13 protein-coding genes are annotated in these 12,400 nt (G+C 33.6%); 6 read left to right on the forward strand and 7 right to left on the reverse strand.

Annotated elements, in window-relative coordinates; translation table 11 throughout:
- Positions 1-357 precede the first annotated feature (357 nt).
- The 5 genes from AC1RRN_RS16045 to AC1RRN_RS16065 form a co-directional block, all read right to left on the reverse strand.
- Positions 358-2,256, reverse strand: coding sequence for an amidophosphoribosyltransferase (locus AC1RRN_RS16045; RefSeq protein WP_492968267.1), 1,899 nt, complete (start codon positions 2,254-2,256; stop codon positions 358-360).
- An 81-nt stretch (positions 2,257-2,337) separates the two neighbouring features.
- Positions 2,338-3,261 (reverse strand): PfkB family carbohydrate kinase, encoded by a 924-nt coding sequence (locus tag AC1RRN_RS16050; RefSeq protein ID WP_492968268.1) that lies wholly within the window; start codon positions 3,259-3,261, stop codon positions 2,338-2,340.
- A gap of 339 nt (positions 3,262-3,600) precedes the next feature.
- Complete coding sequence (locus tag AC1RRN_RS16055) at positions 3,601-4,521, reverse strand: alpha/beta hydrolase family protein (RefSeq protein WP_492968269.1); 921 nt, start codon at positions 4,519-4,521, stop codon at positions 3,601-3,603.
- A 9-nt stretch (positions 4,522-4,530) separates the two neighbouring features.
- Entirely contained in the window at positions 4,531-4,926 is a 396-nt protein-coding gene (locus tag AC1RRN_RS16060; protein WP_492968270.1) for a hypothetical protein, read from the reverse strand.
- On the reverse strand, positions 4,910-5,497 hold the full coding sequence (locus tag AC1RRN_RS16065) for an RNA polymerase sigma factor (protein WP_492968271.1): 588 nt from the start codon (positions 5,495-5,497) through the stop codon (positions 4,910-4,912). Before AC1RRN_RS16065 ends, AC1RRN_RS16060 begins: the two co-directional genes overlap by 17 nt.
- Before the next feature lie 375 nt (positions 5,498-5,872).
- Between AC1RRN_RS16065 and AC1RRN_RS16070 the strand changes: the two genes are divergently transcribed.
- Positions 5,873-6,220 carry a DUF6249 domain-containing protein gene (locus AC1RRN_RS16070; RefSeq protein ID WP_492968273.1) on the forward strand — a complete coding sequence of 116 codons (348 nt, stop codon included), beginning with the start codon at positions 5,873-5,875 and terminating at the stop codon, positions 6,218-6,220.
- Between the two features lie 60 nt (positions 6,221-6,280).
- On the opposite strand, the gene rnhA is transcribed toward AC1RRN_RS16070, so the two are convergent.
- A complete protein-coding gene (gene rnhA / locus AC1RRN_RS16075; protein WP_492968274.1) occupies positions 6,281-6,760 on the reverse strand; it encodes a ribonuclease HI in 480 nt (159 codons plus the stop codon).
- Positions 6,761-6,842: 82 nt separating this feature from the next.
- Positions 6,843-7,427, reverse strand: coding sequence for a phosphoribosylglycinamide formyltransferase (gene purN, locus AC1RRN_RS16080; protein ID WP_492968275.1), 585 nt, complete (start codon positions 7,425-7,427; stop codon positions 6,843-6,845).
- A gap of 175 nt (positions 7,428-7,602) precedes the next feature.
- On the opposite strand from purN, the gene AC1RRN_RS16085 reads away from it, so the two are divergent.
- The 5 genes from AC1RRN_RS16085 (at position 7,603) to pyk (ending at position 12,076) form a co-directional block, all read left to right on the forward strand.
- Positions 7,603-7,839, forward strand: a complete 237-nt coding sequence (locus tag AC1RRN_RS16085; RefSeq protein WP_007137004.1) for an acyl carrier protein — start codon at positions 7,603-7,605, stop codon at positions 7,837-7,839.
- 184 nt (positions 7,840-8,023) lie between these two features.
- The gene (gene fabF / locus AC1RRN_RS16090) at positions 8,024-9,277 is read left to right on the forward strand and encodes a beta-ketoacyl-ACP synthase II (RefSeq protein WP_492968276.1); all 1,254 of its coding nucleotides are present in this window, start codon (positions 8,024-8,026) and stop codon (positions 9,275-9,277) included.
- Between the two features lie 9 nt (positions 9,278-9,286).
- Positions 9,287-10,027: a ribonuclease III gene (rnc, locus tag AC1RRN_RS16095; RefSeq protein ID WP_192186427.1), complete on the forward strand. Its 741-nt coding sequence runs from the start codon at positions 9,287-9,289 to the stop codon at positions 10,025-10,027.
- A gap of 124 nt (positions 10,028-10,151) precedes the next feature.
- Positions 10,152-10,640 carry an IPExxxVDY family protein gene (locus AC1RRN_RS16100; RefSeq protein ID WP_026982519.1) on the forward strand — a complete coding sequence of 163 codons (489 nt, stop codon included), beginning with the start codon at positions 10,152-10,154 and terminating at the stop codon, positions 10,638-10,640.
- A gap of 5 nt (positions 10,641-10,645) precedes the next feature.
- A complete protein-coding gene (gene pyk / locus AC1RRN_RS16105) occupies positions 10,646-12,076 on the forward strand; it encodes a pyruvate kinase (RefSeq protein WP_492968277.1) in 1,431 nt (476 codons plus the stop codon).
- Positions 12,077-12,400: the final 324 nt, after the last annotated feature.

The following is a 12,400-nucleotide window of genomic DNA, read 5'->3' on the forward strand; positions in this document are numbered from 1 at the left end:
AAATAAAAAAGGCGGAATCTCTTCCGCCTTTTTTGCCCCAAATCTACCATAAACTTAACCTACTAATGTTATGGTTCAGTAAATGTATGGTAGTTGTATATATATTAAAAACTTTTTAGACGAAAGGTAAATATATCCGATTAAGTGTGTTAAATTTTTAAATCGCTATATTTCAGTTTATTCCAATAAAAAAGGTGGAATTGCTTCCACCCTTTTTGCCCCAAATCTACCATAAACTTAACCTACTAATGTTATGGTATCCCAAAAGTAATTTAGCATTTCGGTTTTGCCAAACATATAGGATGAACGGCAAAAAAAACCGATGAAATGCACATTTTAACCTTTTGTTAATACTTTTTAGTATGCTCTTGCGTCTTTTCCTTCGTAAAAATTCATAAATGCACGGTTCACTACACGATTTCCTCCAGGGGTAGGATAGTCTCCTGTAAAGTACCAGTCTCCCAGGTTTTTAGGACACGCAATATGTAAATCTTCTACTTTTTGGAAAATTATTTTTACTTCAGCGTTAATTTCAGGTGAACTTAACATTTCGGCAATTTTATCTGAAATTTCTTCTGGCGTAAATTGATCATAAATTGCAGTTACATAATTTACCACATCGGTATCAATATAGTTTTCCTGAGCTTTACATTTGGCATAAACTTCATCAACTATATGATATAAGTTTCTTTCTTTCAATAAAGCCAAAGCTGCTCTAAAAGCAACAAGACCTTCCAATTTTGCCATATCAATTCCGTAACAATCCGGGTAACGAATTTGTGGTGCCGAAGAAACAATTACGATACGCTTTGGTTTCAAACGGTCCATCATTTTAATGATACTCATTTTAAGAGTTGTACCACGAACAATGCTGTCATCGATAATAACCAAATTATCAGTCGGTTTAATTACTCCGTACGTTACATCATAAACGTGAGCCACTAAATCATCGCGGCTGCTGTCTTCTGTAATAAAGGTTCTAAGTTTGGCATCTTTAATAGCCACTTTTTCTGTACGGATTTTTACTGCCAACAACTCTTGAAGTGTTTCGGCTGTAAGTGTATTTCTGTTTTCTAAGATGTAATTGTTTTTTCTCTGATTTAAGAAATCCTGAGCGGCTTCAACTAAACCATAAAAGGATGTTTCAGCAGTATTCGGAATATAAGAGAAAACGGTGTTATCTGTATCACTATCAATTGATTCAAGTACGGCAGGCAAAATTAATTTCCCTAAATTTTTACGTTCCTGATAGATTTCAGCATCACTTCCTCTCGAGAAATAAATTCTTTCAAAAGAACAAGCTTTCTTAACAGTTGGTTCTAAAATTTGCTGCATCGAAACTTTTCCGCTTTTTTTGATAATCAAAGCATTTCCCGGATCAATTTCCTGAACACTTTCAAAAGGTACATTAAATACAGTTTGAATAACAGGTCTTTCAGAAGCTACAACCACAACTTCATCATCCTGATAGTAATAAGCTGGACGAATTCCGGCAGGATCTCTAAATACGAAAGCATCACCATGACCTAATAATCCGGCCATTGCATAACCTCCATCTAAATTTTTTGCGGAACGTGCTAGTATTTTTGCAATATCCAATCGGTCTGCGATTACAGGCGAAGCTTCTCTTTTAGAATAACCTTCAGCTTTGCAATCCTGATAAAGTTGCATTACTTCCTTGTCTAAGAAGTGACCAATTTTTTCCATAACCGTTACAGTATCGGCCATTTCTTTTGGATGTTGTCCAAGCTCTACTAAATTTTCGAAAAGCTCTTTAACATTTGTCATATTGAAGTTTCCGGCCAAAATCAAATTACGGTGCATCCAGTTACTTTGACGTAAAAATGGGTGTACACTTTCGATGCTGTTTTTTCCGAAAGTTCCGTAACGAACGTGTCCTAAAAATAATTCTCCGATATATGGAATTTCTGATTTAAGTTTAGCTACATCATCAGCAATTTCCGGACGTGCAGTCAGTTCTTCATTAATACGATCATTGATCTGTTTGAAAACGTCTTGTATTGGTTGTGAATGATTCGAACGAACTCTGCTGATATAACGTTGTCCAGGCTCGACATCTAATTTGATGCTTGCAAATCCGGCACCATCCTGACCACGGTTGTGCTGCTTCTCCATCATCAGATACATTTTTTGTATTCCGTAAAAAGCAGTCCCGTATTTCTCTTTGTAATATTCAAGCGGTTTAAGAAGTCTAACTAAGGCTATACCACATTCGTGTTTTAAAGCGTCGCTCATTGTTTTTTGTATTTTGTGTTGTTGTAAGTTGTGTGTATTAACGTAATAAAAAAAGCCCCGAGTTATCGAGGCTTTCGGGCATTATATTTCTATGTCAAACTGAGTTAACGACTTAAACTGTTGTAATCGAATCGCTACTTCTGCTTTACTTAATGTTTCCATCCTTTCAGTTCCAAATTTCTCCACACAAAATGAAGCTAAATTAGAACCGTAAATAATCGCATTTTTCATATTGCCAAACGAAATGTTTTCGCTTTGTGTAATGAATCCAGAAAAACCTCCTGCGAAAGTGTCTCCTGCTCCTGTTGGATCAAAAACATCTTCTAATGGCAATGCCGGTGCAAAAAACACTTCTCTATTATGGAATAAAAGTGCGCCGTGTTCTCCTTTTTTGATCACCACATATTTTGGTCCCAATTCCTGGATTTTAGCCGCCGCTTTTACTAATGAATATTCTCCTGAAAGTTGTCTTGCTTCTTCATCGTTGATTGTAATAACGTCTACACGTTTAATTACGTCCAATAATTCAGGAAGAGCGCAGTCCATCCAAAAGTTCATAGTGTCTAAAACTACTAATTTTGGTTTTTTCTCCATTTGATCTAAAACGCTGCTTTGTACTAACGGATGTAAGTTTCCTAACATCACGACATCAGCATCTTTATAATTTTGAGGAACTTTTGGCTGAAAATCTGCCAAAACGTTTAGTTCAGTTACAAGAGTGTCTCTTGAGTTTAAATCGTTGTGGTATAAACCACTCCAAAAGAAGGTTTTCCCGCCTTTTACAATTTCGATACCAGAGATATCAATATTTTTTGAAGTTAAAAGATCTAAATGTTCTTGAGGAAAATCGTCGCCAACTATAGAAACGATGGCCGATTGCAAGTTAAAAAATGAAGCTGATAAACCAATGTACGTTGCAGCACCACCTAATATTTTATCTGTTTTTCCGAAAGGAGTTTCAATCGCGTCGAAAGCAACCGTTCCAACAATCAATAATTTATTCATTTTATGAATTTCGAATTAGGGTGCAAAGATACTCTATAAGTTACAATATTGCAATGGTTTAGGTTCTCAAAATTTTCTTAAAAAAAAGATATCGATTTCGGACTTAAAACTATTGTAAACGAGTAAATTACCTGAGGTTCTTTTGAATGCTCAAAATACCATTTTCAGAATTAAATTGCAATATTTATTTTGGAAAAAAACTTCAAGATTTTATTTGAGTTTTCTAAAAGACGAAGCTTTTCTTTTCCGTATAAAACTCCCAAATACAAACCGAACTTCTTTTAAACCAATTGTCCAGATTCGTTAAAGGAGCTATTAGCGATAGTGCCGCTAGTTTTTTTACTTATGATTCTTTAATTTTTCTATATTTTTAATCCAATTGATAGCATCTTTCATAGGTTCTTCAGCGTCTGAAAATGCTGTGTTGTGACCCAGGTTTGGGAACAATTCATATTCATAATGTTTCCCTTTAGATTTTAATATATCAAGATATTCGATTGATAGCTTTACAGGAACCTGAATGTCTTTGCCTCCAAAAATCCAGATTCCCGGAATTGATAATTTAGAAAGAACATCTTTGGGATTTGTGTCAATAAACTCATACCTGTCCGGATCATTAAATACATGTTTTCTTGCCTCTTCTTCTGAGTGCGTATCCCAAAAATTTTGATTTCCATTTGTATAAAATTGGAATCTCAATTGTTCTTTGACCGTTATAAGAGCGCCGCTAAAGATTGTCATAAATTTGACTTTCTTATTTTTCTCTGCAGCCAAAGGAATTATCCATCCAGCCTGACTACCTCCTATTAAACCTATTGGTATTTGATTATTCGATAAATTTTTGGATAAAGTATTTACAGCAGCGCTCGCATCTAAAGCTAAAAGATTTAAGTTTGCGAAATCAACATTGTTCGTTCCTACTTCAGGTCCGGCATATACACCCGCTGATTCTCCAACGCCACGTTTATCATACGTTAAAACGGCAATTCCATTATTGGCCAGGATTGTAGCAAAATCTATCATTCTTTTTTCTTGTCCAGATCCATGAACAATTACAACGGCTGCCTGTATGTTGTTAGGTGTAAAAATCGTTCCGGCGAGTGAAATTCCTTCACTAACAAATTTTATTTCCTTAGTAGTAAAGTTTGGTGGGATTGCAGATGCATAACTAGTGGCAAAAAACAAGAACATTAAGAGAGAATATGTGAATGTCTTTTTTGCTTTTAGAATGTGTTTAAAAATTACTATTTTATTTTTCATTTTTAAATTTTATAGTTGATACTTTTTGTCAAAATAATTCTTCAAAATCCCAACCTGAACCAAAACCATAAAAGGAACTATTAATAGAGAATACAATAAAGTCTTAGAAATATGAATTCCGGAAACGATTTCCGAAATTTTATCGGTATATGATTTTTCTATTTCTAAATTATTTTCTGCTCTGGCAAAAAACGAATTATAAATAACTAAAAGAGCTAAGGCAACTCCAATAAAAATCCATGTTGAAATTGAAATTAAAGGCTTGTAAGGTTTAATTTTTGCTTTTTCGGCAACTAAAACCTGAGCCATTATTTTTGAAGTAAAGTCAATTGATGGCGACTCCAAAGTATCTTCAGCCATCATTTTCTCAATAAGATTTTCTATATTTTTATCGCTCTCTTTCATAACACGCTACTATTTCTGGTTCTAATTGCTTTTTCAAAATTACAGCTAATTTCTGTCGGCTTCTAAATAATTTTACTTTGACATTGTTAGCATTAATACTCATAATCTTTCCTATTTCTTCTAAGCTCTGATCTTCAAAATAAAATAAAGTTAGCAGGAAATTTTCATCACTCGGCAACAAATTCAAACAATTCTGAATGGTCTGTTTTCGTTCTTTATCTTCTAAAGCACTCAACGCATTGTCCATCGTTTTAATTAAATGTGCCGAAAATTCATCTATTGATATATTAAGGTCTTCTTTTTTATTTTTCTTCAAACGATCTAAACATGTATTGTAGGCAATCTTATAAATCCATGTAGAAAATTTAGAATCGCCTTTAAACTTATTCAACGAACTATAAATTTTAATAAAAGTGTCTTGTGCAACTTCTTCGGCTTCTTCTCTGTTTTTAACCATTTTTAAAGCCAAAGTAAAAATCATATCCTTATAACGATCTACCAGAACGGCAAACGCATTAGTCTCGCCCTGTAGAATTTTATCGATATAATGTTGATCACTGATTGCACTCATATTATATAGGACGACGATTTGTTTATTTAGGTTACAAGATTTTAAAATAAATTTTAAAAGCAAATTCTAATTGTGGAATTCGTTAGAAGAGAACCTTGACAAAGCTTAACCATAATATTGTCATCTCGACGCAGGAGAGATCACACACGAAAATCAACAAAGATTGGCGTTTTACTTTGCGGAGCTCCTAGTGTGATCTCTCCTCCGTCGAGATGATAAAAATATTACTGCTAGTTTCGGTATTCAAAATTAACTGATAATCAGCAAGTTTTGGAATTTGGAACTTGTTTTTTGAATTTTTTCACCAAAAGTTGTAACCTCAATTTAAAAGATGTCGTCCTATGAAGTATCAATCAATTAAAAACATAAAAAATTATGGGAGCACAAATTTTAATACCAATTAGCCTTTTCTTAATGATCTTCGGGGTTTTCTATCTTATTTATTCAACACGAAACAGAGAACGTTTAGCCCTTATAGAAAAAGGAGTCGATGCAAGTATCTTTTTAAAAGGAAGAAGCAACGGAGTTCCATCCTGGAAAATCATCATTTTGAATACGGCTTTTCTTTTAATCGGAATTGGACTTGGTTTTTTTATTGCCTTATTTCTTTCTACTTATACAGCAATGAATTCAGATGTTGTTTACCCGGCAACAATCATTACAATGTCAGGAGTAGGTTTGCTTGTAGGGTTTAACAGAGCTAAAGATTTAGATAAAGAATAAAGTTTTTAAGTAGTATCTTTAATAAACGTATCAGGAATAATTTTTCCCGATACGTTTTTTTTATTCCATTTTTGAACCGATGGTTTCATAATAAACATCAACAGAAAGGTTGGGTTGCATGGAGGCCATAACAGCCAATTGATCACAACGTTCATTTTGCGGGTGATTGTTGTGTCCTTTAATCCATTTGAAATCGACTTGGTGTTTGCGGTAAATAATTAAAAATCGTTTCCATAAATCGGCATTTTTTCTTCCTGCAAATTTCTTTTTCTCCCAGCCTAAAACCCATTTTTTCTCAACAGAATCGACTACATATTTAGAATCCGAAATGACCAAAACCTTCATGTTTGGATTTTTTAATTTTTCCAAACCTACAATTACAGCCAAAAGTTCCATTCTATTATTAGTAGTCAGACGAAACCCTTCATAGAATTCTTTTTTATGAGGTGTTCCAACCAATTCCATTACTACGCCATAACCGCCGTTTCCGGGATTTCCTTTTGCAGCGCCATCAGTATATATGTGTACTTCGTGAGTCATTTATTTTAGATTGTAGAATTCAGATTTTAGATTTTTTCTAATCTATCTGAAATTGGTCCCGAAGCTTCGGGATGAGATTTTTTTAATTGGAATTTTCTTTTTCTGAATCTTCCAGTACTGTCTGAATTATTTCCGGAAAATACTTTTGTTCCAGTTCATGAATTTTTTCGGCTACTGTTTCTGGGGTGTCATCTTCTGTTAAGGCCACATTTTTCTGGAAAATAATACCGCCTTCGTCATAATTTTCATTTACATAATGAATTGAAATTCCGGTTTCTTTCTCCTTATTATTAACTATAGCCCTGTGTATGTGCATTCCGTACATTCCTTTGCCACCATAATTAGGTAAAAGTGCCGGATGTATATTGATAATTTTATTAGGATATTTCTCGATTATATTTTCTGGAAATTTCAATAAAAAACCAGCCAGAACTATCAGATCCGGATCGATTTCTTGTATTTTTTGTAGGATGTTTCGTTCTAAAAGTTCGTTTTTTGAGAAGATTTCGACTGGAATTTGATGATTTTTTGCTCTTTCAATGACTTTTGCCGAAGCATTATTAGTAAATACAGAAACGACACTTGCAATTTTGGTTTTTGCAAAATATTTTATAATATTTTCTGCATTAGTTCCTGATCCTGAGGCAAAAACAATAATTTTTTTCATAATCGAGTTTATTTTGAGAATGCAAAAAACGGAATAAAAATCGAAAATAAATAGTATTAAAAGGGCTTTCTTGAAATTAATTTTATAAATTAGTGTTACATTTATAAACTAAATCGTGGTTTTAAAATAAAGTTTTTTATTTTTGCCAACAAATTAAATTCTAAAATTAAAGATTATGTCAGACATTGCATCAAGAGTAAAAGCGATTATCGTAGACAAATTAGGTGTTGACGAAAACGAAGTTGTAACAGAAGCAAGCTTCACTAATGATTTAGGAGCTGACTCATTAGACACTGTTGAGCTTATTATGGAATTCGAAAAAGAATTTGATATTCAAATTCCAGACGATCAAGCAGAAAACATTGCTACTGTTGGTCAAGCTATTTCTTATATCGAGGAAGCTAAAAAATAATAATACCACACCCGATCTCTAGATTTATTTTTAGATATCGGGTGTTATTATTTTTTTAAAATTTAAATTTCGATTGATTTTCAATCAAAAAGATATATTTATATTGTAATGCCCATGGCTCTTAAGTAACAATACAATTAAGAAAGCGTGGGTTTTATTTGTTTAAAGTACAAAATACATATTTATGGCATTAAGGCGAGTTGTTGTAACAGGATTAGGTGCACTTACTCCTATCGGGAATAATATCCAGGATTATTGGAATGCACTTGTGAATGGGGTTAGCGGAGCGGCTCCTATAACATATTATGATACAGAAAAGCATAAAACGAAATTTGCCTGCGAAGTAAAAAACTTCAATATTGAAGACTACATGGATCGCAAGGAATCTCGTAGATTAGATAAATTTGCTCAATATGCTATTGCTGCCAGTGACGAAGCTATCAAAGATGCTGGACTTACAAATGATAATATCGATAAAACAAGAGTTGGTGTTATCTGGGGAGCAGGAATTGGTGGTTTGGAAACTTTCCAGGAAGAAGTAATTTATTATGCTAAAGGTGACGGAACTCCTAAATTCAATCCGTTTTTTATACCTAAAATGATTGCCGATATTGCTCCTGCGCACATTTCGATGCGTAATGGCTATATGGGGCCAAATTATACTACAGTTTCTGCATGTGCATCTTCTGCAAATGCATTAATTGATGCTTTCAACTACATTCGTTTAGGAATGTGTGATATTATTGTATCTGGAGGATCAGAAGCTGCTATTACCATTGCTGGTATGGGAGGTTTTAACTCTATGCATGCTTTGTCTACAAGAAACGAAAGTCCGGAAACAGCTTCAAGACCTTTTGATGCAACCAGAGATGGTTTCGTATTAGGAGAAGGAGCAGGAGCTTTGGTTCTTGAAGATTACGAACATGCTAAAGCCAGAGGCGCAAAAATTTATTGCGAAATTGGTGGAGGCGGAATGTCATCTGATGCTTATCACTTAACTGCGCCACATCCGGAAGGAATTGGAGTTATTGCAGTAATGAAAAATACACTAAGAGATGCTGGAATGAATCCGGAAGATGTTGATCATATCAACACACACGGAACTTCTACTCCATTAGGAGATGTAGCCGAATTAAAAGCAATCAGTGCTGTATTTGGTGATCATGCAAAAAACATCAATATCAATTCAACAAAATCAATGACAGGTCACTTGCTTGGTGCTGCTGGCGCGATCGAAGCAATTGCTTCTATTTTGGCTATGCAACATAGTATTGTTCCTCCAACGATTAACCATACCGTTGTTGACGAAAAAATTGATCCTGCATTAAACCTTACATTAAACAAACCTCAAAAAAGAGAAGTAAATGTTGCCATGAGTAACACTTTTGGTTTTGGTGGTCACAATGCTTGTGTATTGTTTAAAAAATTAGTTGACTAATTTCTGTATATGAATATTATCAAAAAAATATTTTCTAAATCCCGTTCTCTAGAAGACGGGATTTTTTTTGACACTATTCAGAAAATACTTGGTTTTCCGCCTGCAAATGTTGATTTTTATAAGAAAGCATTTACGCATCGATCTTCAAACAAACTTGATGAATCTGGAAATCCAATTAATTATGAACGACTGGAATTTTTAGGAGATGCCATGTTAAGTGCTGTAATTGCAGCACACTTATTTAACAAAGCACCTAATGGTGACGAAGGTTATCTGACCAAAATGCGTTCCAAAATTGTAAGCCGTGAGCATTTGAATGAATTGGGTAAGGACTTAAATTTAGTGCGCTTTGTAGAGAGTAAAGTGCCTATTCAGCATTTTGGAGAAAATATTCATGGTAATATTTTCGAATCACTTATTGGAGCTATTTATCTGGATAAAGGATATGCATTTTGCGAAAAATTTATTCAAAAAAGAGTAGTTACTCCTTATGTCGACATTGCACGACTTGAAGGAAAGGTAATTAGTTATAAAAGTTTGGTTATTGAATGGTGTCAGAAAGAGAAGAGGGTATTTCATTATGACATTTTTGAAGATAATGGTATTGACGGACAACGCCTGTTCGGTGTCAAATTAAGTATAGACGATAAAGTAATCGCAAGAGCGCGAGCAACTTCAAAAAAGAAAGCAGAAGAAAAAGCATCACAAAGAGCTTACTTTGCATTTCAGGAAAAAATAGATAAGAAATAACGACAAAAATACCGTTACTTCTTAAAGCTATAACGTTTTCGTTTATAAATTAACAAAAACAACCCCATCTTAACTATTGATGGTCCGTTAGAAATAGTATATTTACACCTTGATTTTTCATGATATGGCTATTCATAGATTGGATTTAGACGAATTTGACGAAATTGATTATTATTTAATGGCAATTCATACTTCTTTGGAAGATTATAGATTAGCCTATTTTATCAATAAAAACCTTCCGATCAACTTAAGTAAGAGCAAAAACGAGATCCATGCTCAGACTAAGGAAGGCGAGGCAAATTTTTCGAGATTTTATTATTATGATTCCGAAAAAGCCATTTCCTGGAATTTGATTCAGAATAAAAATGAAATCATTTCTGTGAGTACGAATGATTTCCAGAATTTGTTTTCTAATGAAACAAGTGAGGTTTCGACAACAATTCATTTACTTCCTGAATTCAAAAAAGTAGATTTTTTCCTGAAAATAGACAATAGCGATGAGGCTGTCGATTTTTCAGAAATTCAGCAACAATTAAATTCAATAGAAAGTATTGCAGCAATATATGCTGTGGATACCAACAAAATAAAATCAAAAAACAATCTAATTTTTTAAAAAAAATGTTAACAAACAAGAAAACCAAAATTGTTGCTACGTTAGGGCCTGCATGTAGTACGAGAGAGATTATCAAGGATATGATCGACGCGGGGGTTAATGTGTTTAGAGTGAATTTTTCGCATGCTGATTACGAAGGAGTAAAAGATAAAATTAATATTATTAGAGGGCTTAACGAAGAGTTTGGTTATACAACTGCAATCCTTGGAGATTTGCAGGGACCAAAACTGAGAGTTGGTGTAATGGAAGAAGGAACTGTAGTTCATGATGGCGATCTAATTACATTTACAACTGCAGAAGATATTATAGGAACGGCTTCTAAAGTATTCATGAAATATCAAAATTTCCCAAATGATGTTAATCCGGGTGAGCGTATTTTGCTTGATGACGGAAAACTTATTTTCGAAATTATTTCTACTGATAAAAAGACTGAAGTTGTTGCTAAGGTAATTCAGGGTGGAGAATTAAAATCTAAAAAAGGGGTTAATCTTCCAAACACAAAAATTTCATTACCGGCTTTAACTGAAAAAGATATTGCAGATGCTATTTTTGCTATTGAACAAAAAGTAGACTGGATCGCACTTTCGTTTGTAAAAACACCTCGCGATTTACAAGATTTACAAGAATTGATTGCTAAGCATTCTGATGTTAAAATTCCAATTGTTGCTAAAATTGAAATGCCGGAAGCTCTTGAGAACATGGATAAAATTATAGCATATTGCGATGGTCTTATGGTGGCTCGTGGAGATTTAGGAGTTGAACTTCCTGCACACGAAGTACCATTGGTACAAAAAGATTTGATTCGTAGAGCAAAAACAGCTAGAATCCCGGTTATCGTTGCTACGCAAATGATGGAAACAATGATTACAAGTTTGACTCCAACAAGAGCAGAAGTAAACGACGTTGCAAACTCTGTAATGGATGGAGCTGATGCTGTAATGTTGTCTGGAGAGACTGCTACAGGAAATTACCCGGTACAGGTTATCCAAAAAATGACTCAAATTTGTGAGGCAGTTGAAGATTCTCCGCTTATTCAGGTTCCACAAAATACACCACAAATTAAAACGAAACGTTTTGTTACTAAAACGGTTTGTCATCAGGCAGCTTTATTGGCAAATGAAATCAAAGCAAAAGCAATTTGTACTTTAACAAATAGTGGTTACACCGCTTTCCAGATTTCGGCTTGGAGACCATCTTCGCATATTTTGGTGTTTACTTCAAACAAAAGAATCTTAACACAATTGAATTTATTATGGGGAGTTAAATCATACTTCTATGATAAAGACGAAAGTACAGATGATACTGTAACTGATGTTAACGAAATTGCAAAACAAAAAGGGTATGTTGTAAAAGGAGATTATTTAATTAACCTTGCAGCAATGCCAATCAAAGATAAAGGAATGGTTAACACCATGAGAGTTTCTGAAATAGAATAGTTTTCTTTTTAAAGATTACATTTATAAAAGCCATTCGACGCATCGAATGGCTTTTTTTTGTTCAAAAGTTAACTCAATAATGTATTGATTTTTTATTGCAAAAAGAATCCTTCTATAAAAAGTTTAAAAAAAGTACTATTTGAAAAAAAAGTGTTTTTTCTACGCTTTTAATTTTCAAAAAATCCAATTTTCTAATTCGAGTAATTTTATAGGTTTCATTTTATAAAATGAAACCTAATGGAGCGATTTTAAATGGTTTTAACGTTTCAAGTTATAAAATGAAACAATGTCAGACCTTATAAATGCTATTCTTCCATTTTTTAT

It is taken from the genome of Flavobacterium sp. GW821-FHT11G01 (assembly GCF_058808175.1).